The sequence below is a fragment of the Vibrio mediterranei genome (genome assembly GCF_013364395.1).
Taxonomy (GTDB): Bacteria; Pseudomonadota; Gammaproteobacteria; order Enterobacterales; family Vibrionaceae; genus Vibrio; species Vibrio mediterranei.
In genome coordinates this window covers 1,437,825-1,461,574 of sequence record NZ_JABXGK010000001.1, presented here as the reverse complement: position 1 = coordinate 1,461,574, position 23,750 = coordinate 1,437,825, and the positions used below count along the sequence as shown (strand labels likewise).

Here is a 23,750-nt window from a genome sequence, read left to right as displayed (position 1 = left end):
CTTCATTCTAAAATCGATTAAAAGCCTTAGTTTTGTTGCTATTTTGTAAAATTTTAGTTGACCTCTTGGTCAAATTATCCAATTATTGACCCAAAGGTCAGAAAATTATAAAAACGAACTATCACGGAACAAGGAGGTCTCTTGATTACTTTTCTACTCAATCAAGAAATCAAGCAGGAAGTAAATGTCTCCCCCAACATGACTGTGTTGAACTATCTACGCACTCATGTAAAGAAAACTGGAACAAAGGAAGGTTGTGGTTCTGGTGACTGTGGGGCATGCACTGTCGTATTAGGTGAGCTCGTCGATGGGCAGCTGAAGTATCGCAGCGTCAACTCGTGTCTAACGTTTATTTCTGCTCTACACGGAAAACAGCTCATTACGGTGGAAGACTTACAAGAAAAAGGTCAATCACTCCACCCAGTGCAAGAGGCAATCGTCGAGTTTCACGGCTCACAATGTGGTTATTGTACACCTGGTTTTATCATGTCGATGTTTGCATTGACCAAAAACAAACCTAACGCAAGCAAGCCTGATGTTATGGAATCTCTTGCGGGCAACCTATGCCGCTGTACGGGTTATCGTCCTATCGTCGACTCGGCTTTATCACTTTGCTCAGAAGAACGTATTGTTGACCAATTCTCTGAATTAGAGCGTGCAACCATTCAGAAGCTTGAGAGTATTCAAGATGAAGATGCAAGCTTACGCCTTGGTCATCTCACTGCTTTTTCGCCAAAAACTACTGACGAATTGGCCAAGCTTTACAAAGCACACCCCCAAGCTAAATTGGTTGCTGGCGGCACCGATTTAGCGCTTGAAGTAACTCAATTCCATCGTGAAATCGAAACGCTAATCAGCGTGAATCTGGTGGAAGAAATGAAAGTGTGCGAAGAGACGGACCAAACGTTAGAAATTGGTGCCAATCTGCCTATTTCCGATGCGTACCAACTGTTGACTAAGCACTACCCTGATTTCGGAGAACTTCTACATCGCTTCGCCTCACTGCAAGTGCGTAACCAAGGCACGATTGGCGGCAACATTGCCAATGCTTCCCCTATCGGTGACACCCCGCCGCTACTGATAGCGCTTGATGCTAGCATTCAGCTTCGTTGTGGTGATGAAACGCGTGTGATTCCAGTGGAAGAATATTTCATTAGCTACAAAGTAACAGCGCAGCAAGAGAGTGAATTCATCGAAAAGATCATCATTCCAAAACCAAGTAACGACAGCTTCCGAGCGTATAAATTGTCAAAACGTTTAGATGATGACATTTCAGCAGTATGCGGCGCTTTCGCCATTACTGTGGAAGATAACGTCGTGACAGACGCACGAGTCGCTTTCGGCGGCATGGCAGCAACACCGAAGCGCGCCACACTTTGCGAACAAGCGCTTATCGGTCAAGCATGGAATGAAGAGACCATTGCCACCGCGATGGAAGCGGTGAAAAACGATTTCGAGCCGCTTTCCGATTTCCGAGCAAGCCAAGAGTACCGCACTATTTCAGCTGCCAATATGCTTAAGCGCTATTACATTGAAACCAATAACACCAGTAATCTGATCGAAACGAGGGTAACGTCTTATGTCTAACGTGAATCATCAGCAACTGACTCACGAAGAGATGGTTGCCATTGTCAAACAAGATTTAAAAACCGGCGTGGGTAAGAGCGTTAAGCACGACAGTGCACCTAAACAGGTAACTGGTGAAGCGGTCTACATTGACGATCGTCTTGAGTTTCCAAATCAGCTGCATGTGTATGCTCTTTTAAGTACACAAGCGCACGCGAAAATCACCAAATTGGACGTATCGCCTTGTTATGAATTCGATGGCGTTGCCATCGCAATTACGTCCAAAGATGTGCCCGGCCAATTAGATATCGGCGCGATTCTACCTGGTGACCCTCTGTTAGCCGATGGCGTTGTGGAGTATTACGGCCAGCCTGTTATCGCTGTAGCCGCAAACGACCTAGAAACGGCCCGTAAAGCCGCTCATGCCGCCATCGTCGAATATGAAGCACTACCTGCTATCCTTGATGTCAAAGAAGCCCTTGCCAAAGAGCACTTTGTGACTGAAAGCCACCAGCAAAAGCGTGGTGACTCTCAAAAAGCACTCGCAAAGGCCAAACACATCATTGAAGGCGAGCTTGAGATCGGCGGGCAAGAGCACTTCTATCTAGAAACCCAAGTCAGTAGTGTTATGCCAACCGAAGATGGTGGCATGATTGTCTATACCTCAACCCAAAACCCGACTGAGGTTCAAAAGCTTGTCTCGGAAGTGCTCGGCGTTGCCATGCACAAGGTCGTTATCGACATGCGCCGCATGGGTGGTGGCTTTGGTGGTAAAGAGACTCAAGCGGCTGGACCTGCCTGTATGGCAGCGGTTATCGCACACCTAACAGGTCGTCCAACCAAAATGCGCTTACTGCGTAATGAAGATATGACCATGACGGGTAAACGTCACCCATTCTACAACCAATACAAAATCGGTTTTAACGATGATGGTGTGATTGAGGGAGCTGAAATCATTGTCGCTGGTAACTGTGGTTACTCCCCTGACCTATCAAGCTCTATTGTCGACCGCGCCATGTTCCACTCGGACAACGCCTACTATTTAGGCGATGCAACCGTAACAGGCCATCGTTGTAAAACCAACACGGCATCGAATACCGCATACCGCGGGTTTGGTGGTCCACAAGGCATGATGACTATCGAACACATCATGGACGAGATCGCTCGTTACCTGAAAAAAGATCCGCTCGAAGTGCGCAAAGCCAACTACTACGGTGAAGAAGGTCGTGATGTTACCCACTACTATCAAACTGTAGAAGATAACTTCTTGCCGGAAATTACTGAGCAACTCGAACAAAGCAGTGATTACCACGCGCGACGTAAAGAAATTGCCGAGTTCAACCGCAACAGCCCGATTTTGAAAAAAGGCTTATCCATTACTCCAGTGAAATTCGGGATCTCATTTACCGCGACTTTCCTAAACCAAGCTGGAGCACTGATTCACATATACACCGATGGCAGTATTCATTTGAATCACGGTGGTACTGAAATGGGCCAAGGCTTGAATATCAAGGTGGCTCAAATCGTAGCAGAGGAGTTTCAAGTAGATGTTGACCGTATCCAAATCACTGCAACTAACACCGACAAGGTGCCGAACACCTCGCCCACTGCGGCCTCATCGGGCGCCGACCTCAACGGTAAAGCCGCGCAAAACGCTGCAATAACCATCAAACAGCGCCTCATAGAATTTGCATCATCACACTTTAAAGTCACGCCAGAGGAAGTGATTTTTAAGAATGGTATGGTACAGATTCGTGAAGAAATTATGACGTTTGCGGACTTTGCTCAGCTGGCATGGATGAACCAAATTTCATTGTCGAGCACCGGATTTTACCGCACGCCAAAAATCTATTATGACCATGAGAAAGCGCGCGGTCGCCCTTTCTACTACTTCGCTTACGGAGCATCGTGCTCAGAAGTAATCATTGATACGCTGACAGGTGAGTACAAAATCCTGCGCGTCGACATTTTGCACGATGTTGGTGCATCACTAAACCCTGCGATCGATATTGGTCAGGTTGAAGGCGGATTTGTACAGGGTGTGGGCTGGCTAACAACCGAAGAGCTGGTTTGGAATGAACAGGGCCGCCTAATGACTAACGGACCTGCAAGTTACAAGATCCCAGCGATTGCGGATATGCCTATCGACTTTAGAACCCACCTTCTGGAGAACCGCAGCAACCCAGAGGATACGGTGTTTAATTCAAAAGCCGTTGGTGAACCACCATTTATGCTAGGTATGTCAGTGTGGAGTGCGCTCAAAGATGCGATCTCGTATGTCGCCGTGGACGGTGCAATTCCTAAACTCGACACACCAGCAACACCTGAACGTGTATTAATGGCGGTACAAGCCGTCACACAAGGGCAGAAAAATACAACCACTACCACAACGGAAGCAAACTAATAAGAGAGGTCACTATGTTTAAGGACAATTGGATTCATGAACTCGCGAAGCTTGAAGAAAACCACGAGCCTTGTGTCATGGTGACCGTTTTGGAAGACCGAGGCTCTGTGCCGCGTGACGCGGGCACGAAGATGCTGGTAACACGAGACAAGATTATCGCCACTATCGGCGGTGGTCATCTCGAACATGTAGCATCAAAAATGGCACGAGAGATGCTTATTTCAGGAGAGAGCGCACTAAAAGTAGAGCGTTTTAATCTTGGAGCCCGCCTCGGTCAATGCTGTGGCGGAATGGCGACGTTAAGCTTCGAACCTATTGGAACAGCGCAGAAACACTTGGTGTTATTCGGTGCTGGTCATGTCGCAAAAGCACTACTGCACATAGTGTCGACATTACCATTTAGAGTGACCTGGATAGATGAACGAGAGGCAGAGTTCCCAGAAGTACTCCCAGATGGCGTGAAGAAACTGGTGTCAGATGACCCTGTTGGTGAAGTCAAACACATGCCACCGAATAGCTACTATTTGGTCATGACTCATAATCATCAACTTGACTTCGACCTGTCAAAAGCCATCATTGATCGCAATGACAGTGCGTACTTTGGAATGATCGGTTCATTGACCAAACGTAAGAAGTTCGACTTTAGGTTATCTCAGCGCGGCTATACACAAGAGCAGATCAACACCATGACCTGCCCTATCGGTATAGGCGCAATTACCGGCAAACACCCTGCAGAAATCGCTGTATCTGTCGCAGGGGAACTGATCTCACTCTATCAAGGCAATCCAGTAGAGCAAAAACGTCCGGATCCGTCGCAAGCACTGCATGAAGTAAGTTAAATGCTTACTTAAAGGACTCAGAATTTGAAGGCCAATTTGTGAGGAGTTGGCTAAAAGGAAGTACCATGACATCACAGCGTAAGGCCTACAGAGCCAGTATTTTACACAGCATTGCTGACCCGAAAGACGTCGGGTTAGAGAACTCGTATGAGTTTTTTGAAGACGGCATGATTGTCGTTGAACACGGTCATATCATCGATATTGGCTCAGCTACAGACGTACTAGCAAGACACCCAAAGCCACTAAAAGTCACCACCTATAAAGACAAGCTGATTACGTCAGGTTTTATTGATACTCATATCCACTATCCACAAACAGGCATGATTGCCTCTTACGGCGAACAGCTATTGGATTGGTTGGAAAACTATACCTTCCCAGAAGAAAGACGATTCAAAAACCCGGTTTACGCACACAAAGTCGCGAAACTATTTTTGGATGAACTGGCGAGTAACGGAACCACTACAGCCCTAGTGTTCGGTACTGTACACAAAGAATCGGTCGATGTTTTCTTTGAAGAGGCAGAGAAACGTAAGCTTCGTATGATAGCAGGTAAAGTGCTCATGGACCGCAATGCACCAGACTATCTAACCGACACGCCAGAATCAGGATACCAAGCGTCTAAAGAGCTAATCGAAAAGTGGCATAATCGCGGCCGTTTACTCTATGCCGTCACGCCGAGATTTGCGCCAACCAGCACGCCAGAGCAACTTGCAACCGTAGGCAAGCTGCTTGAAGAATACCCAGACGTTTACATGCATACGCATTTATCGGAAAACAAGAAAGAGATTGAGTGGGTACTTGACCTCTTTCCAGAACGTGAAAGCTATCTTGATGTATACGATCATTACGGACTGCTTCACAAGCGTTCGGTGTTCGCTCATGGCATTCACTTATCTGATTGCGAATGTCAAAGGTTGGCGGATACAGAATCTGCTATCGCTTTCTGCCCTACTTCCAACTTGTTCCTTGGTTCAGGCCTATTTAAGTTGAATAAGCTTGAGGAACATGGCGTGCGTGTTGGTATGGGCACCGATGTGGGTGCGGGAACCAGCTTTTCGATTCTACAAACAATGAGTGAAGCGTACAAAATCATGCAGCTCCAACAAGAAAAGCTGCACCCATTGAAATCGCTCTACTTAGCAACACTAGGCGGCGCTAAGTCTCTTCATTTGGAAGACAAGATTGGTAACTTAGCCGTTGGCAAAGAAGCCGATTTCGTAGTGTTAGACCTTCACGCGACTCAATTGATGCGCTTTAGAATGAAGCAAGCCACTACTCTAGAAGAGAAACTGTTTGTATTGATGAGCCTTGGTGACGATAGAACGGTCTGCGAGACGTATATCTTTGGCGACAAAGCTTATGACGTTCAAGGCGAGCGTGATAAGCGCTTAGTCAGTTAACAAAACATAGCAATAAATCGAAGGCCCTTAGTGGGCCTTTTGTTTTATCTAGATAAACAATTTCGAGAAATAATTTAAAAAAAAGCGCATTTTTTTGTTAGATGAACGAATTCTGAATATTAACTTCAAATCTCGTTAAGATTGACTCAGGCATAGTAGCACCATCAAATGAACACAACGCCTACTTTGAGGTTTTTATGAAAAAAGTAATCATCACTACAGCACTTATCCTTACTTCAGGTTTTGCAGCTGCGAAATCTATGCCTGAGCAAGGTGGTTTTAACGGCCCTATCAAAGGCGCACAAACAACAGTCGCTCAAGCGCTAAGTGCCAATGATGACGCTCCGGTTCAAATCACAGGTAACATCACGCACTCTTTGGGTGACGAGAAATACCAATTTACTGACGGCGCGAACACCATTGTGATTGAAATCGATCGTGAAGATTGGCGCGGTGAAGACGTTACACCAAATGACCGTGTAACAATTACTGGTAGTGTGGACAAAGACACGCTGGAAGATGCAACCGTTGACGTTAAACGCGTTGTCATCGCGGGTTAATAGCCAACAATACTCATCCCATTTTCAAAAGCGGCTGTCATTCAGCCGCTTTTGTTTGGCTGATAGGTTACCAACATCACACCCAATATGATCAATAACGCTCCGCCAATTCGTTGTGGCGTCATTTCAATTGTCGGATATCCCAATAACCCATACTGATCATAGAAAATCGACGCGATAACCTGACCACAGACGATAGAAATCGCCAACGCCAACGCACCAAGTTGCGGTGCTAAATAGATCGACATAGCGATATTAAAAGCCCCTAAAAGCCCACCTATCCATGCCCACCAAGGTAGCGATGATATAGAGCCTTGAGGAAACCAAGGTTTGCCTTCAATCACGACCAGCATGCCTAGCACAGCTGTTCCAACCACAAACGAAACAAACGCCGCTTGTAACGATGAACTCATACCAATTTTCAATTGCGCGTTGACGCCAGCTTGAGACACTAAACCAACCCCAACAACAACGCTGAGTATCACCAGTACGACACTTGTTACGTTCACATCAGTCTCCCGTCAAAACACACTCTTACAAGCGTAGCACTTCATTCATAATAAAATTCATGTACATTAGTACGATAACAACATTGATTTAGGGATATGACATGAGCAAAAAGGTATTCGCAGTTATTGGCACAGGCGCTATTGGAGGTTATTACGGAGCAAGACTCCATCACGGCGGCAATGATGTGCACTTTCTCTTCAACAGCGATTATCAACATGTCATCAAAAACGGCTTAAAAGTCGACTCCCATTATGGTGATTATTCAATTTCAGCTGAAAGCTTAAATGCTTATAATGCAACGCGTGATATGCCCATAGCCGATGTCGTTCTTGTCGCGCTAAAAACCACCCAAAACCACCTTCTCGAAGCACTGCTTCGCCCTTTATTAAAACCCAATACACTTGTTATGTTGCTTCAAAATGGCATTGGTGCGGAGCGAGAGGTAGCTGAACAATTTAACCTTCCTTTTGTCGGAGGCGGATTGTGCTTTATTTGCTCAAATAAAGTGGCACCTGGACATATTGACCATATCGATTACGGCCGTATCACTATCGGCACTTATGGCGATGCCGGCATTGAAGCACTCGAAGACTTTGCCAATCACCTGACTCAAAGCGGCGTAGAAGTCGATGTCGATCAACGTATCATAGACGCAAGATGGAAGAAGCTGTTGTGGAATGTCCCTTTCAATGGACTGTCGACCGTACTCAACACCGATACTGCTGAAATGATGAGCTGCGAGGAGCTGGTTAATCTTTCAAAAGAAATCATGATTGAAGTTCAACATGCCGCAAAAACCACGGACACTGACATTTCAGACACCTTGATTGATACCATGCTATCAAACACCGCTAAGATGAAGCCTTACCTCACTAGCATGTTACTCGACAGGCGCAACCATCGAGAACTTGAGATTCAATACATGTATAAAAACGCGATCGATTTAGCGAAAGATCAAGGTGTCGCTATGCCAAAAACTCAGATGCTTTATGAACAGCTATGTTTTATCAATAACCAGATAAAAAGCGTGAAATAATCATGGCAAATCCTGAATTTAAAGAAGACTTAGATGCATTGGATAAGCTCAGTGTCTGTCTGTATCGGTTGGGTATATCACTATTTTCCATCGGCTGTTTGCTGGCAGCCGCATTAAGCTACGAAGGTATCACACTCGCCAGTGTCACATCTCCATTTGATCAATGGATATTCTGGATGCTGCTTACATCCACGGTTTTATCCGCCGCCAACATCCACGTTTACGACAAAACGGTAAGAACGGTGATAATGTGGAGTGGCTGGTTAGCACTCCTATTTGTGGTCACAGACCTCCCAACGTGGGTATCCCTTGGCTTTTGCTTTGTGGTGTTTTCCGGCATTGCACTCAAAGAATCATTCTGCTTCAAAGTACCCGGACTCAAACTGATACCTGTTCTTCTCGTTATTGCAGTACTTTGCACTGCCCTGAACAAACTACCAGTTTTAGTTGCGCTCTACATCGCTGTCGGCGGAATTATGGGTTTCTTATCGTTTAAGAAATGGCAAATGCCGCTTCACTTCGATATTGGCATTAAAGCGAATTATCAGATTTAGTAATCAAATCTCTGCTACAACCACTCCTGATTAGTGATAATATCTCCGCATCAGAATTACCGAGATACACTATGTTTATCCATCACGTTAACGGCATCGACTGGCTGGTGATTACAGCCTTTGAAGAACTAAAAACCATGTTTATCGAAGATGCAGGAGCGATCCCCTCTTGCTTCTCTAACACCAGCGAATTAAGCCTGATTGACCAAGCCAAACGTACTCATGGATATTTGCCTTCACTCGACGGCGAAATCACCGATACTGGCACATTTCAACGTCAAAATAACGAAGAAGATTTGAACCCACAGCTTGCCTGCCTAGTTGAAGGACGTGGTCGGGTGTTTATCTATCACGGCGGCTTTGTGGCTTTTGTGGATGATGAGCAAACCTTTATTACCCAGATGGACTAAATACTTATACTACATTCCTGAACGACATTCTTTGTGAGGAGCCTACCGTGAATGAATTCCGCTCTTCGAATAGAAGATAAATATTTATTTCGAAAAACGACACAGTGTTCATTTACTACTAAAACACAATTCGTTCGCGGTCCCGAAAGAAGCCACCAGTTGGTCCGTTCACCGGCAGATTTGCGGCCCATACTATTCCTTCGGCCCCTATCGCTATTGGGCGCCCTCCGTTTCCCCCCATGTCAGTAGCTACCCATCCTGGACAGACTGAGTTTACAAGAATACCTCTGCTTTTCAGTTGATTGGCAAACATTAACGTCAATGAATTAAGCGCGATCTTGGACATGCTGTAGGCAGGTGTGCTGCCAGTCTGATTATCAAGCGCACCGGCACCACTGCTGATATTAACAATACGTGCTTGCTGACTGCTTTGGAGTAAAGGTAAAAGTGCTTGTGTCATTCGCCACGCTCCAAACACATTGGTATCCATCGCTTCTTTGACAGTAGTGAGATTAGCATTTGTCACATTTTGCCAGGTGTCATAATGAATCGCGGCATTGTTGATTAACACATCGACAACGGAAAACCGCTGCTTAACACGCTCAACCAAATGAGTAATGCTACCCTCATCAGTAATATCAAGCTGTGCCGCTAACAAGTTGTCCCAACCTAACTCTTTTACAGCTCGCTGTGCATCACTCAGCTGGCGAGCTGTAACAATGACAATGTCACCTTGCGCTGCCAGTTGGCGACTAACTTCTTTACCAAGACCACGGTTTGCCCCCGTAACAATGGCGATTCGCGGTGTTTTATTTCTCATGTCGAGTTCCTTATAAAATCTCTACTGCATCAACGCGGAATTTGGTCACGATGATAGTTTTTACCTTTGCCACCTAAAATCTAGGCAGAGCAAGCTCTAGCAAACGACCAAGTATCCACTTGCTAGGCAATATTGCTCTGACGTATTTATTGGTATATCACTTTAAGCGCTTCGCGAGATTTTAAGTTTTGCGCTGCATAGTTAGGCGCCTCTGCCAAGATATCTCGACTACCTTGCTCTGCTTTTCGATTCAATTTCACTGAGGTGATTTGCCAGTTATCGCTTGCCCGTTGCAACTCAAACTCGTATTCACCTGAAACCGCCCAAAAACCTACTGCACCGAGCCAATGACTTGCTGTGAAGTCCACTGTCGCATTCGCTTTATCGCCATCAATAAAGACGTTTAAATTGCTCAAGTCATGGAATGTTGTATCAAACCCGGGAAGGAACCCTGCCCATTGCTTGATCAAGTCTTGGCGTTTGACTAGTTGAGCCTCTCCACCAAACAGTGTGGTGTAATCCACCGTCAATTCTGGAGCGAATAATCGACCTAAGTATTCAAATGCACCCTGGTCTGCCAAAGCCGAGAAGCTGTTAATGTTGCTACGAATTTTCGCTTCGTCCAAAGGCATGGTTTGAGCATTCACATTCATGGTAATCACCCCGATAAACAGTAACCACAGTTGTTTAAGTTTCATGACACGACTCCTTATAGGTTCGCTTCGAAGTGCTCTACCACTTCATCGACAGCCAGTTTTACCGCTTCTGGTTGGTCGTAAAAATCGAACTGGTTAATGTCGTATAACCATACTGCGTTAACGTTGCTACCAGCACTCTCTGTGTAACGATGCGCACCTGCAGGCAGAGCCATGGCTTCAGAGGCCACCATAAGAACTGGTTTATCTTGCGTTGCTGCGCTTGCTTGAGCATCGTAGTTCAACCAGCCAGTCCATGATGCAACGTTGTATTGGTTGTCATATTCAGGAATCAATCCACGATCGACTTCGGTGTAGTAAGGTGCTTGATACATCAGTGCACTCTCGTTGGTTGTGCTTGCCGCTTCTATGTAAACCGGAGTCGCTGAACGCGCTGCTTCTTCCGCTGCTACGAGTAGGTTTTTCGCGCTTTCTTCTCCGCCATAAATTTCAGTCGCCATCGCTTTGTCGTGCAACCAAGGAGCAACCACTGCTGCTGCGTTTACTTTGGCATTACCAGCAACCGCATCCAACATGTAACCCGCCGACGCACAAATACCCAGGCCACCAATGCGTGATGCATCAATGTCGTCTAACTGACTCACTGCTTCAATCACTGCGCGAATGTCCGCTGTTTTACGTGAAGGATCTTCTAGGTACATCACCTGGTCTTTACTTTCACCCCAACCACGGAAATCAAACGTCAATGCCGCATATCCTCGCTCTGCTAATGCTTGAGCGTAAACCGCTGGCATCTGCTCTTTCACCGTTGTCCACGCACCCGTTACGATAACTACTGGGGCATTATCCGCACCTTTTGGTAGGTAAAGGTTTGCAGCTAGTTGACCAACTTGAGTATTAAGTTCGATGTGTTTCATGGTGGTGTCCTCTATAGCTAGGTTAGTGTTGTTATCATCTGCAGAAACTGAGTGAGCAAAGGTGGTAAACGGCAAACTGCTTACTAGTAGTAAAAGCGATTTCTTTAACATGGCATCCTCTCTGTCTTATGTTTTGCCTGAAGCGTCCGGCTAACTTGGGTATAGATTAGCGCTGTGACGCTAGAGAAGATTGAACATTCCTGCCCAAGTTTTTGTACTTTATTGCCCGCTCTAAAAGTTGACGAAATGTACAAAACTCCGCTAACTTCAGCGAGCAAGTGAATGACAACAAAGGAAAGAAAATGAAGTCCGAGCTTAAGTTTTATGACTCTGAATCTAATGTGCTATCAAGCTGTGGCGACGTGCTGGATATTGAGTTTTCAAACCATGGATTAGATTGGTCGGGCGTATTGGTAGAAAAGGGCACGTCCCCTTATTTCTATCCGAAGAATGTCTACACACCCTACTTCTACTTTGCACTGGCACTAGAAAAAGATTTGAATTGGAGCGTCGAAAAAGATGGTACGTTCGCCGATCTAAAAACCAGCCCGGGCAACATCTGGATCAACCCGCCAAAAACTCCGTTTACCCATGATGTGGCAGAGCCTTGCTACTTCGTCATCTTAGCGATTGAAGAGCAGGAGTTTTTCTCACATTGCCCGCTAAATTTAGACGGAATTGAGCTGCAATTTTTGAACAACTACAATGTGTTGGATGAAACCATTAAGGGCATCATTGAACTGTTTATGTTAGAAGCAAAAGGCAAAGGGCGAAATGGCAAAGTCTACCTCAATAACCTGGTTTCGTTGCTTGCAACCCACTACATCCAAAACTATTCCAACTACTTTGACCTTAAGAACAACCAACTTGCTGCCTCTAAGTTCGACCAACACCAAGTTAGTAAGATTGACCAATACATCGAAGAAAACATGGGCAACAACATAGCGGTCGATGATTTAGCAGAATTGCTCGGTTGTAGTAAGTTTTATTTCCTGAGAGAGTTCAAAAAGCTCATCGGTGTAACACCTTATCAATACCTGATGAATAAGCGTTTGGAGCAAGCACGAGTGGCACTCTCCTCTGCTCCAGTAAATATAGCTTTAACGGCACACGAGCTTGGCTTTAATGACCAATCCCACTTTACTCGTGCGTTCAAAAACCATTTCGGCATCACACCGGGGCAATACATAAAAAACAATGAAAACTGATAGTTAATTGGAAAAAATCACTTTCGGACTTCATGCCCGTCATAGCTTCTTAGGCATAAATGAGTTGAGAGTCATAAAACCATTCTGAGATTTCGGACTGCTTCCCGTACTGCAACAGCTCGACCAAAATACATCTAGCTAGCCCAATCCGTTTAAATTCTTTAATGGCCTATTATTTGGCTGTTAAGTGAAGAAACTGAGTTTGCTCTTACGCTAAGTAAAAAAATGGAGCGATTTCTCGCCCCATCTAGTTCTAGTTACTTGTGGCCGATAACCAGTGCCATCTCATCACCATCCGCAAAGACGCTTCCTTTGAGATCGCTATATTTCGCTTTGATCTCTAAGCCGTGTGGCCCTAGTTCACTGGCTAGCATTTCCAAGTTGAAGTGCTGTAGCCAGTTATACACTGTCCACTCTCGCGCATCTTCGAAGATGACGTATTTGTCTAGGGTCACCATCTCAGTTTCGTATTTGAAATTTGATTGCAAACACCAGTAATTATCTGCGCTCCAGAAACCACCCATAGCGTTCTTCTCAAGGTTTCTAGATTCAGTTTGAGCTGCAAAGCGAGTCGTAGTGTAAACATCCAGTGCAATCGAACCACTAGGCGCTAACAGGGATTTGAACTTACCTAATAAGGTCGCACGCTGATCTGGATTTAGAGCGCAAAGGTCACACATCACCAGAGTGATCAAGTCGAATTTGCGAACATCACCGTACTCAAGATAATTCCCATAGTGATACTCGATATCAAGCTGTGATTTCTTGGCTTGGCTTCTAGCGTATTCAAGCGAATTATGTGAAAAATCCAGACCAACAACGGTACCAACACCTTTGGATTTTAAGCGCTGGGTATATAGGCCAGGCCCACAACCGAAGTCAATGGTCTTAGAATCTGCACTTAGGCTAAACTCAGAAACTAGCCAGCTAGTAGACGCATCAATAAACTCCGCAGTACGAGATGCAAGGCTAAGTTCTGGGTTTAGATGAAATGCCAGCATCTGCTTTGCGATATGACTATCAGTCCACAATACATCAGCAGTATATGCAGACCATACAACAGGCTTTGCACTAGCCTCGTCGATTTTATTGTACATTTTTTAGTTCCGACAATAAGTTAGATTTATCGTCCTTACTTTCAGCTGAAGTTATTTCGTTGAATACCGTAAGGACGCTTGATAGATATTGTTTGTATAAAATAAGTCATTGCTGGTGCCTCCTTAGTAATGAGTTTAATTCGCCGACAAGTTATCAGCTCTTACAAAGACAAGCAACAAAGAGGGAATTTGGAGAAAAAACAGAATCTGGTAAGGTCTGACGACTATGACACATACGATTTGGATAAACTCCCAAACGAGCTCTAAACGGATTGGTAGTGGTATTGTAATAAGGCTGAAGAAAGGCACTTCTCAATTACAAAGTGTTAGCTATCATGGTTCTGGGCAAAAATAAGTTACGGAAAATTGCCTATTTAAAACTCATGAATAATAAAAAGTATAGTCGCAAAATAGCAGACTAATCATTTCTTTCCGCTTGCTGTTTTAGTAGTGCTGATATAAATCAAGTTAAAAAGGCTGATGTCAAGCCATACAAACCAAGTCACCATAAATAGCAGCGTAAAAACGGCGAATTCGGTAAAACCAAGGTGAGGACTCAAGTAATTTCCCAGCACGAAAATCGATAAGACATGAGCCAAGTCGTGAAAAACCCTATCCAGTGCACATGATCGCTGCTGGTCTCCGCATCTTGATGGGGCTTGGGTTTGCGCCACAATGGATGTTTCTTGAATAAATCCATATAGTTACGTCCTTTGCAAGATCACTGTGCGCTAAGCCGCATGTTCTGTTCAGTATGGTAGCACCACCAATAATTTCAACTAGTTTATTTTTGGTAACCTTTAACCGTCTATCAACCCACACGCCCACTCCAATGAAAAAAATAAAAGTACCGTAAAACATACACTTAAGAACATTCAATTCGATCTTTATGGTGGTTACTAAAAGTTAACTAATTGCACTAGAAATGTAGGTAACCATAATAAACCACAAGACAGCGAAATCATTATTCGCTCGGTAAACATCCAAATATTGAAGGGTTAATATCATGAGTAACGTTCTAATCATTAACGCACACGAACCATCTCCATTTTCTGAAGGCAAACTCAATGCGGCTTTAGTTGAGAAAGCTCGTACCCAGTTAGAATCAAAGGGTCACGAAGTTCGCGTAGTGACAATGCAAGATGACATCGTCGTTGACGAGCAACTGGCGAACTTTGAATGGGCAGATCGAGTGATCCTACAGTCACCTGTCAACTGGATGACCATCCCATGGTCTTTCAAGAAATACATGGATGAAGTATTCACTGCGGGTATGGGAGGCGCACTCTGTGCCTTTGATGGCAGAACACCAGAAGAACCAAAGAAAAATTATGGAACAGGCGGCACTCGAACCAATACCAAATACATGCTTTCTTTCACATTCAATGCACCAGAGGAGTCATTTAATGATGATAGCGAATACTTATTCCAAGGTCGCGGTGTGGATGATTTGATGTTCCACATGCACGCAAACTTCCGCTTCTTTGGCATGACTGCACTGCCAACGTTTGCTTGCTACGACGTGATGAAAAACGCAGACATTGAGAACGACTTTGCTCGCTTTGAATCGCACCTAGACGCATACTTCTAAGAGGTAGTCATGAGCACTGGATTTACTAAACGTCAAGCGCTGGAAGTGCTGACTGGCCTGGCTGCTTAGCTTATCTCAAACTTCACTAACGCATTGGCGCACACTCAGCCGGATGCGCCATTCTAGAAGTTTGCGTGGACGCACCCTAGCGAACGTTAAACTCAGTTAAAGATAGCAAACGCAAATAAAAGCACTGTTTGCCGCGTGAGTACAGTGCTTTGAGTGGGAAACTCATATGAATAATACAATTAAGCTCGACATTATTAGTGATGTTGTCTGTCCATGGTGCATCATCGGATACAACCATTTAAAAGCAGCTATCAAACAGCTTGGCATTGAAGATAGCATCGAGATTGAGTGGCAGCCTTTTGAATTGAACCCTGATATGCCTGCTGAAGGTGAAAACCTTCGAGATCACGTTGCTCGTAAATATGGCAGTAGCGCAGAGGAAAGTAAGAACGCGCGCATCCGTATCGCCAGTATTGGGGCAGAGCATGGCTTCAAGTTTAACTACTTTGATGAAATGAAAATGGTGAACACTTTTGACGCACACCTTTTGCTTGATTACGCCAAGAGTTTGGGCAAGCAGACTGAGCTAAAATTACGTTTATTTACCGCATTCTTCAGTGAGCAGAAAGACGTCTCTGACCGTGAGATTCTTAAGCAAGAGCTAATTTCTGTAGGTCTTGAACCCGAAGAAGGAATGCGTTGGCTAGATGATGTGCAGCGACGAAGCTCAGTACGTAGTACAGAGAAACAATGGCAAAAAATGGGCGTATCGAGTGTTCCAACGGTGATTTTCAATGGAGAACATGGTTTTTCTGGCGCGCACCCAGTGGAAAGTTACAAACAGATCTTAGCTGAGTTAATAGCTCAGGCGAATCAACGCTAGGTTACTAAAAGTATACTGGTTGCAACTTATTTCTTAGTATCCTATCTTTTTCTAACTAGTTGTGACTTCAATCTCAGGAGCCCAGATGACATACTCACAAAAACTAAAAGCGGGTGACGCTTTTCCTATATTAGAGGCAACAAAGCTTGATGGAACCAAAGTCAAGTTAGGTCAACCTCAAGGTGATGCAACATGGCAAGCGGTGTTTGTCTATCGTGGTAAACATTGTCCACTTTGCACCAAATATTTGAATGAAATTGAGACCTATAAACAAGCATTTAGTGAGTCAGGTGTTGATATTTTGGCAGTCTCTGGTGACTCAAAGCAACAATTGGAGCAACACCTAGAAAAGCTCGATATCAGTTTTCCTATCGCCTATAGTCTTACGGAGCAACAAATGAAGACTCTGGGGCTTTATATATCACTACCACGCTCCGAAGCTGAAACCGACCATAACTTTGCAGAGCCGGGGTTGTTTGTCGTCAATGAACACGGCAACCTACACGTGGTAGACATATCCAATAACCCATTTGTTAGACCTGAGCTCGGTGCACTGACCCGAGGTTTGGCATGGATTCGTAACCCAGAGAACCACTACCCTATCCGTGGCACACTAGACTACTGAATCGCCAGTTCGAAATACTACAAGGCAACCATATTGGTTGCCTTGCTACGTTAAAGAGGGAGTTAGATAAATGTAGCTCTCGCTATCTTAGCTGTATATTGTTGCTTTCAGACCATTTTCTCAACTCATCGAGAATTGTTAAAGCACTGCGCCCAAACTCGGTAAGTTCGTAGCTGACTGCCAGTGGTTTTTCATTGAGCACACGGCGTATAACCATGTTTTCACTTTCTAGCTCTTTTAGACGCTGATCGACCATCTTCTTGCTAGCACCGCCCAACATTCTTGAAAGGTCATTGAATCTCACTGGACCATCTTTTAGATGGTAGATAATCGATCCCTTCCATTTTGAACCCAAAATCCTCATACCTTTTTCGATCGCACAAGGCTGAGTACAGGCATCAACGACGCTCTTACGCCCTTTTGGGTCAACTTCAACTTTCGCTTTCATACAGCCCCACGTCATTTTGAGAAACTAAGTAATGTAATTTATCAGCATTGATAATAAAAACGTCACTCGTAGTTATTGAATACGCACATCGAATAAGTATAAGAGTAGGCACCTAATGGCGAGCGCCTTACGGTATATTTTAGTTACCTAGAGATTGAATACAATCAGTATACTTTTAGTAACCTAGTTGATAATGAGCTGTAACAACTAATATAAAAGTCTCCATAGACTGACTGTACAGCTAGTTTTTTTGGCCATTTCGACTAACTTTTCTCGTCACAACACATGTCTATAACTTGTATTGGAGCAGTTTTGTGTTGCGTACTCCGTCAGCACACCTCTGGACAAAAGTGAGTCAGTGACTATTTTAATTTAGCAAATCATTGATAACTCTGTGTATGGAAAGACACTTAAACCGGTATCCAACCTTTTATACATATATATAAGGGAAGTGTGGACTTTTGAGTGCTCTCCTACTCAAAAGTAGCTCTAAGGAGGAACTTGAAAGTGAGGAGAGCTGTATAGTCAGTGAATCGTCTATATTATTGATTTTTCGTAATCTAACTCAATATGATTACTTACCACCATGGATGAATTGAGCTTTCCTATATTCAATCTCTGTTTGTTCTGCTTTTCTAATTACTTCATCCAATTCGGCTCCTCGGGTTTTGGTAGCGGGTGAATAGACTTCAACATACACAGACTTCATAAACCCATAACTCATCATCGTTACCATAATGGCGAAAGGGCACCCCATAATAACGAGTAGCGATTGAATAGCGGTCATGCCTCCACTCATTAATAACAAGCTAGTGATACCAGAAATTGCAATTACCCAGCCAATACGTTGTGAAATCGGAGCATTATCTTCATCCTTTGATGTCAATGTATTGATAACAAGCGTGCCCGAATCAGAAGTCGTTATAAAGAATACGAAAATACTGAATAGAGCTAAGTAACTAGGTAGACTCCAATCAGATACCAACTCAAAGAACTTAAATAATGCCGACGAGGAGTTGGTCATCACTGCCGCACTTAACTCCTCGATACCTTGGTTATGAATAAGGTCCAACGCACTATTACCGAATATTGTTAGCCATGCGAAAGAAAAACCCACTGGTATAACAAGTACACCTACCACAAACTCTCGTATTGTTCTGCCACGTGAAATTCGAGCAATAAACAACCCCGTTGGCGCAGCGAAAGCAATCCACCAAGCCCAGTAAAATAGTGTCCAACCATAAAACCAATCTGGGTTAGTATAAGCGTAAGTATCAAAAGACAGGGGTACAAAGCTCGCCAAATAGTTGCCGATATTTTCAACTGTTGAGTTGAGGATGAAGGTAGTATTAGAGGCTAAAAATACATACGTCATTAGTCCAATTGCGACGCAGATGTTAATGAGTGATAGCGCTTTTATCCCTTTCTTTAGGCCAAGCACCAGTGAAATACATGTCGTTATTCCAATAATTGCAATCAAGACAATTTGATTGCCTGTGCTAATCTCCACGCCTAGTACATAATTTAAGCCAGTATTAATTTGTTGCACGCCAAAACCTAGGGGAGTCACAATACCAACCACTGTTGCAAGTACAGCAAAGACATCAATAGCTACTCCTAAAGGTCCATTGATTCGGTCACCAAATATTGGATAAAATGCGCTTCGCATTTCTAGTGGACGGCCTTTACGATACGCTGCGTAAGAAATAACAAGAGCTACAATAGTGTAAATAGCCCATGCATTGATGCCCCAATGAAAGAAAGTAATGTTCATTGCATCTCTCACTGCTACATCACTCTGTGCCTCAACGATAGGAGGGTTCATATAATGCATGACAGGCTCAGCGACGCCGAAAAAAACAAGCCCAATGCCCATCCCTGTGCTAAAGAGCATCGAACCCCATGCAAACCCTGAAAATTCAGGTCTCTCATTATCTTTACCGAGCCTTAAATCTCCAACACGGCTACATGCACTAAAAATTAAGATAGAGATAAACAATGCGACACTGCCCATATAAAACCAGGCAAACTTATGCGCGATGTAGTTTTTCAGATTTGAGAACATGTCAGTGCTTGCTTCTGGAGCAAGTAATACATAGACAAAGCACAGAGTTAAAATTATCCCAGCTCCCGCGCTTACTAGTAATTTATGAGTGTTTTTAGGTACGGATGTCATGTGCTGCTCCTACTTTAATAACTCTTTTTCAAATGGGTAGTTCGTTAGGTTTTCAAACCCATCTTCTGTGATAATGACTTGGTCTTCCAATTTGACCCCTTCTTTGCCGCCAACAGCGCCAACATATGCCTCAACACAAAGTGCCATGCCTGGCTCCAATACACCGTCATACCCATGACCTTCTAGATCTTCTGGATATCGTATTGAAGGGTACTCATCGCATAAACCGACACCGTGCATCATTACTCCATAGCGTTGTGGTCGGTATTTTTCAGGAAGTAAAAGGCCAGAGCGTGTTACTTCTTCGAATGTCATACCTGGCTTTAGTATTTCCATATTGTGTTGGATATGTTCATAGGCCACGCGGTATAAATGTCTCTGTTCTTCGGTCGCTTCTACATCACCGATTAGCCACGTGCGTGATAGGTCTGCACAGAATCCATAAGGACCAATGAGGTCAGTATCAAAAGCTAACAGCTCTCCTTCTTTAACTACGCGAGGACCGCACTCTTGGAACCATGGGTTTGTACGAGGTCCTGAAGACAGGATTCGACACTCTATCCATTCACCACCGCGCTTAATGTTTTCTGCATGTAACACCGACCAAATATCGTTTTCAGTGACGCCAGGAACAGTTGCCTCTTGCATTTTTTTCATTGCAATCTCTGTCGAAGCAATCGAACAGCGCATTGCGTTGATCTCATCAGTGTTTTTGACTGCTCTAGCTAGTTCCATCACTTCTTGGCCATCAAAGATATCGAGGCCTTGCTTATCGAGCTCACGCAAACCAACAATCTCGATCTTGTCTACAGCGATACGATTGCTCCCACCACCGTGACGCTTAACGATGTCAGCAATCTCTTTTGCAAAATGATGGGCGTGTTCATTGGTTCGATTTCCAGTTTCGAAGTAGAAGAATGACGCTCCATTACGTACTTCTTTCACAAGCGGTAGGTGTGCAGATAAATGGTCACAGTTATGGAAATCCCAAAGAATCATGTAGCCCTCTGCAGATACAAAACAAGCACGAGCGTGGTTGTGTGCAATCCAAAGCTGCATGTTGGTCGAATCTGTTGCATATCGAATATTCAAAGGATCAAATAACAACACCCCTGCCAAGTCACGGGCTTGCAATTGGTCTACAATGCGTTTTAATCGATACTCTCGCATTTTATGCAGATTTGGTGGAGTGAGACCTAGGTCTGCCCACTCTTGGAATGCAAGAGCAGTAGGCCCTATCTCGACTCTATCATTGTCGTTCACGCTTCCATCTGGTTTTAATTGTGCGGCACGTCGACGTGACGGATCTATTTTTCGATTGGAGCCAAGTACAAATTGGTTTGTCATTTTATTTCCCTTAATAAACCACCGTATTAACTGGGTTTAATGTTACAGCAATGTTATTGGTGATTGATGGAAATAAAGTCTCATACCTAAGAACAAAATTCGCTGGGTAATGAATCCTCTGATTAAACAATCGGTTAGATTAAGTTGAGCTTGAATGTCTATATGCCAATAGTGATAGCCATCAATAACGCGTTGTTAATTTAGTGTTGCATTTTGAAAGGTTTACTTTTAGTTCTGTGAGCTAAGTTTAATTGCCTGACGTGCGTAAAAGCCAATATCATTCTAGGTATCAGTAAGTTAGGTTGATTTTGTAAAACCAGTGGCTTGTAAAACCCTTGGGTTAGCAATAGAAGTAGATGGAGATAGTTGAGCTAACTGTTGACTATATCCGGAAGGGGTCAAAAAGTGTTAAGTATGACTGGCGTCATTCAGGAAGCTGACAGTTATAGATGGGGTTTTCAAATTAAAAATACAAAAAATGGCACGTTAAGTGCCATTTGAATACAGTTTGAATTATATGCCATTTATTCAGCGTAAATACCTTTGGGAAGGCGAGCCTCTCGAGGTATACGATTTCCTGCGGTGTAATCGTTGATTATGTCGCAAGGCGTATAATTTCGTTCTAACTCAAATATATCATCTTGATCTAGATTCATTTCCAACGCAGCTAGAGCGCTATTGAATTGTTCAGGTGTATCAGCACCAACTAACATCGAGGAAACGTATTGTTTAGATAGTACCCAAGCTTGTGCTACCTGAGCGGGGGCTACGTTGTGCCTCTGGGCTACGCGGGCAACAGAAGTAGAAATATCTAATGAAGCCTTGTCGTTATACATTTCGGCAGTAAAGAAATCGGTTTTGTTTCGGTTAGACTGCAGATCATTAGTGAGAATACCCCGAGCAAGAGGACTAAATACCGACACTCCGATGCCTTGGTCTTGGCAATATGGAATCATCTCTCTCTCTTCTTCTCGGTAGGCACAATTATATTGTAGTTGCATGTTGATAGGTTTTACCCAACCGTTTTGATCACATACCTGGATGATCTTAGCGAGCTGCCATGTATACATGGTTGAAACACCAATATAGCGAGCTTTGCCTGATCGAACGATATCATTCAGCGCGCACATTGTTTCTTCTATAGGGGTGTTTACATCAAAGAAATGAAGCATGTAAATATCTACATAGTCCATCTTCATACGCTTTAGCGATGCATCAATGGAGTTCATTATATGCTGGCGAGAATGGCCTTGTGCGTTGATGTCATCATTCATTTGGTAGCCAACTTTAGTTGTTACAATCAGTTTGTCACGTTGTCCAATGCGATTGAGAACATTACAAACGACTTCTTCACCTGCCCCATATGAGTAAAAGTCTGCTAGGTCGATAAAGTTAACACCATGGTCGATAGCATGACGAATGATTGGTTCGCTCTCTTTCTCATTAAAGATCCAAGGCTTCCATTCTTTAGAACCCATGTTCATCGTTCCAAGGCACAAACGAGACACCTTGAGGCCAGAGTTACCTAGTTGTACGTATTCCATATTCACCTCTCGCATTATGTAAACGAAATGTTTAATTTTTGTTTGTTGACCTGAGTATTTAGATTCAAAAGCCAACAAAACACGAGTGAATATAAGTTAGGCTTGTATGAGTTTAGTTCATTACCGCATGCAATGTGAATTTAAAACCTTAAAAAACAATTGGTTATATTTTTGCCTTCAATAGGGGTTATTTGAAAAATTGAAGCTAAGACACGCTAAGACACTCTTCTTTCAACCAGGACACAAATGCTTCAACTTTACTCGTACCGACTTTGGGAGTCGGGACATGAATGAAGTACCCATAGCGACTGCGGCATTGTAGAGGGTGGAACTGAATGAGCTCTTGTTTTTTAAGTGAGTGATAGACCATATTGAGATCTACAACCGCGAACCCGCCCCCAGCGATAGCTGTATTTATCACCTGCTCTTGAGTACTCATCGAAATCCCTTTTCGGTGTCCCTCTGCCAATTGGATATTTGCTGATTCAAGCCAGTCTTTCCATGCTGGGAGGTTATGGCCGTGGTGGCGAATATGGAGCATCTTATGTGTATGCGCCTCAATATTCATGCTCTCGGTAACAAGATCTTGATTGCAGACTGCTACGTATTTTTCTTTAAACAACAAGTTGTCTTTTGCATAGAACTCACTGACTTCATCAAAGAGGATTTCAATATCGTATAGGGTACTTTGTTCTCGTTTGCTATAGATCTGTAAGTCATACTGAGGAAATACTTTTGCAAAGTTAACGAGGTGAGCACTCAACCAACGACTGGTAAATGTTGGAGGGGCTAGGACAACTAATCGCTGTTGGAGATTGGGGTTTCGTATGACCTCTAATCCTTTCTCAACCTCAGAAAGAGAACGAGAAATTGTGTCGAGAACTTGCTCGCCAATCGGAGTTAACTCAAGAAGCCCTCGAGTAGATGTGCGTTTGAAAAGCGGTACACCTAAATACTCCTCAAGTTGCTTTATCTGTTTGCTAACCGCCCCCTGTGTAACATTTAAGATGTTTGCCGCAGCGGTGAAACTCAAGTGGGTGCCTGCAACTTCAAATACTCGAACTGCATTAAGCGAGGGTAGCTGTCTCATTATCTTGCTCCTAGTCACAAATACAGCGACCTAGAACTAAAACTCAGTCACTGCGTTTCA

General features: G+C 43.9%; 22 protein-coding genes. 12 read left to right on the top strand and 10 right to left on the bottom strand.

Annotated features, from left to right (window positions below; all coding sequences use genetic code 11):
* Positions 1-141 precede the first annotated feature (141 nt).
* The 5 genes from xdhA (at position 142) to HOP38_RS06925 (ending at position 6,769) form a co-directional block, all read left to right on the top strand.
* Complete coding sequence (gene xdhA / locus HOP38_RS06945; RefSeq protein WP_006070633.1) at positions 142-1,587, top strand: xanthine dehydrogenase small subunit; 1,446 nt, start codon at positions 142-144, stop codon at positions 1,585-1,587.
* Positions 1,580-3,970 carry a xanthine dehydrogenase molybdopterin binding subunit gene (xdhB, locus tag HOP38_RS06940; protein ID WP_006070632.1) on the top strand — a complete coding sequence of 797 codons (2,391 nt, stop codon included), beginning with the start codon at positions 1,580-1,582 and terminating at the stop codon, positions 3,968-3,970. Before xdhA ends, xdhB begins: the two co-directional genes overlap by 8 nt.
* A gap of 14 nt (positions 3,971-3,984) precedes the next feature.
* A complete protein-coding gene (gene xdhC, locus HOP38_RS06935) occupies positions 3,985-4,809 on the top strand; it encodes a xanthine dehydrogenase accessory protein XdhC (protein ID WP_006070631.1) in 825 nt (274 codons plus the stop codon).
* Positions 4,810-4,874: 65 nt separating this feature from the next.
* Positions 4,875-6,209: a guanine deaminase gene (gene guaD / locus HOP38_RS06930; RefSeq protein ID WP_006070630.1), complete on the top strand. Its 1,335-nt coding sequence runs from the start codon at positions 4,875-4,877 to the stop codon at positions 6,207-6,209.
* Between the two features lie 197 nt (positions 6,210-6,406).
* Positions 6,407-6,769, top strand: coding sequence for a YgiW/YdeI family stress tolerance OB fold protein (locus HOP38_RS06925; protein WP_198557728.1), 363 nt, complete (start codon positions 6,407-6,409; stop codon positions 6,767-6,769).
* A gap of 41 nt (positions 6,770-6,810) precedes the next feature.
* Here the strand turns inward: HOP38_RS06925 and HOP38_RS06920 are convergent, their stop codons facing one another.
* On the bottom strand, positions 6,811-7,278 hold the full coding sequence (locus HOP38_RS06920; protein WP_063605382.1) for a DMT family transporter: 468 nt from the start codon (positions 7,276-7,278) through the stop codon (positions 6,811-6,813).
* A gap of 101 nt (positions 7,279-7,379) precedes the next feature.
* On the opposite strand from HOP38_RS06920, the gene HOP38_RS06915 reads away from it, so the two are divergent.
* From HOP38_RS06915 to HOP38_RS06905, 3 genes are all read left to right on the top strand, one after another.
* Entirely contained in the window at positions 7,380-8,315 is a 936-nt protein-coding gene (locus HOP38_RS06915) for a 2-dehydropantoate 2-reductase (protein ID WP_198557727.1), read from the top strand.
* A gap of 2 nt (positions 8,316-8,317) precedes the next feature.
* Positions 8,318-8,869: a DUF2301 domain-containing membrane protein gene (locus HOP38_RS06910; RefSeq protein ID WP_171388624.1), complete on the top strand. Its 552-nt coding sequence runs from the start codon at positions 8,318-8,320 to the stop codon at positions 8,867-8,869.
* A gap of 71 nt (positions 8,870-8,940) precedes the next feature.
* Positions 8,941-9,279 carry a hypothetical protein gene (locus tag HOP38_RS06905; RefSeq protein ID WP_006070625.1) on the top strand — a complete coding sequence of 113 codons (339 nt, stop codon included), beginning with the start codon at positions 8,941-8,943 and terminating at the stop codon, positions 9,277-9,279.
* A gap of 118 nt (positions 9,280-9,397) precedes the next feature.
* Here HOP38_RS06905 and HOP38_RS06900 read toward each other — a convergent pair whose 3' ends face one another.
* From HOP38_RS06900 to HOP38_RS06890, 3 genes are all read right to left on the bottom strand, one after another.
* A complete protein-coding gene (locus HOP38_RS06900) occupies positions 9,398-10,099 on the bottom strand; it encodes an SDR family NAD(P)-dependent oxidoreductase (protein ID WP_198557726.1) in 702 nt (233 codons plus the stop codon).
* 146 nt (positions 10,100-10,245) lie between these two features.
* Positions 10,246-10,797, bottom strand: a complete 552-nt coding sequence (locus tag HOP38_RS06895; protein ID WP_198557725.1) for a nuclear transport factor 2 family protein — start codon at positions 10,795-10,797, stop codon at positions 10,246-10,248.
* 11 nt (positions 10,798-10,808) lie between these two features.
* The gene (locus HOP38_RS06890; protein ID WP_198558267.1) at positions 10,809-11,672 is read right to left on the bottom strand and encodes an alpha/beta fold hydrolase; all 864 of its coding nucleotides are present in this window, start codon (positions 11,670-11,672) and stop codon (positions 10,809-10,811) included.
* A gap of 302 nt (positions 11,673-11,974) precedes the next feature.
* Between HOP38_RS06890 and HOP38_RS06885 the strand changes: the two genes are divergently transcribed.
* A complete protein-coding gene (locus HOP38_RS06885; RefSeq protein ID WP_198557724.1) occupies positions 11,975-12,880 on the top strand; it encodes a helix-turn-helix transcriptional regulator in 906 nt (301 codons plus the stop codon).
* A 257-nt stretch (positions 12,881-13,137) separates the two neighbouring features.
* Here the strand turns inward: HOP38_RS06885 and HOP38_RS06880 are convergent, their stop codons facing one another.
* Entirely contained in the window at positions 13,138-13,977 is an 840-nt protein-coding gene (locus HOP38_RS06880) for a class I SAM-dependent methyltransferase (protein WP_198557723.1), read from the bottom strand.
* A 1,006-nt stretch (positions 13,978-14,983) separates the two neighbouring features.
* Between HOP38_RS06880 and HOP38_RS06875 the strand changes: the two genes are divergently transcribed.
* The 3 genes from HOP38_RS06875 to HOP38_RS06865 all read left to right on the top strand — a co-directional run bounded on the left by HOP38_RS06875 (position 14,984) and on the right by HOP38_RS06865 (position 17,085).
* Positions 14,984-15,568 (top strand): NAD(P)H-dependent oxidoreductase, encoded by a 585-nt coding sequence (locus HOP38_RS06875; protein WP_088878035.1) that lies wholly within the window; start codon positions 14,984-14,986, stop codon positions 15,566-15,568.
* Positions 15,569-15,803: 235 nt separating this feature from the next.
* On the top strand, positions 15,804-16,460 hold the full coding sequence (locus HOP38_RS06870; RefSeq protein WP_198557722.1) for a DsbA family oxidoreductase: 657 nt from the start codon (positions 15,804-15,806) through the stop codon (positions 16,458-16,460).
* A gap of 85 nt (positions 16,461-16,545) precedes the next feature.
* The gene (locus HOP38_RS06865) at positions 16,546-17,085 is read left to right on the top strand and encodes a redoxin domain-containing protein (RefSeq protein WP_198557721.1); all 540 of its coding nucleotides are present in this window, start codon (positions 16,546-16,548) and stop codon (positions 17,083-17,085) included.
* Between the two features lie 82 nt (positions 17,086-17,167).
* Here HOP38_RS06865 and HOP38_RS06860 read toward each other — a convergent pair whose 3' ends face one another.
* The 5 genes from HOP38_RS06860 to HOP38_RS06840 form a co-directional block, all read right to left on the bottom strand.
* Entirely contained in the window at positions 17,168-17,533 is a 366-nt protein-coding gene (locus tag HOP38_RS06860; protein WP_088878038.1) for a winged helix-turn-helix transcriptional regulator, read from the bottom strand.
* 574 nt (positions 17,534-18,107) lie between these two features.
* Positions 18,108-19,709: a BCCT family transporter gene (locus HOP38_RS06855; RefSeq protein ID WP_198557720.1), complete on the bottom strand. Its 1,602-nt coding sequence runs from the start codon at positions 19,707-19,709 to the stop codon at positions 18,108-18,110.
* A 9-nt stretch (positions 19,710-19,718) separates the two neighbouring features.
* The gene (gene dddP, locus HOP38_RS06850; protein WP_124941054.1) at positions 19,719-21,056 is read right to left on the bottom strand and encodes a dimethylsulfonioproprionate lyase DddP; all 1,338 of its coding nucleotides are present in this window, start codon (positions 21,054-21,056) and stop codon (positions 19,719-19,721) included.
* 524 nt (positions 21,057-21,580) lie between these two features.
* The gene (locus tag HOP38_RS06845) at positions 21,581-22,600 is read right to left on the bottom strand and encodes an aldo/keto reductase (protein ID WP_124941053.1); all 1,020 of its coding nucleotides are present in this window, start codon (positions 22,598-22,600) and stop codon (positions 21,581-21,583) included.
* A gap of 205 nt (positions 22,601-22,805) precedes the next feature.
* Positions 22,806-23,690 carry a LysR family transcriptional regulator gene (locus tag HOP38_RS06840; protein WP_124941052.1) on the bottom strand — a complete coding sequence of 295 codons (885 nt, stop codon included), beginning with the start codon at positions 23,688-23,690 and terminating at the stop codon, positions 22,806-22,808.
* Positions 23,691-23,750: the final 60 nt, after the last annotated feature.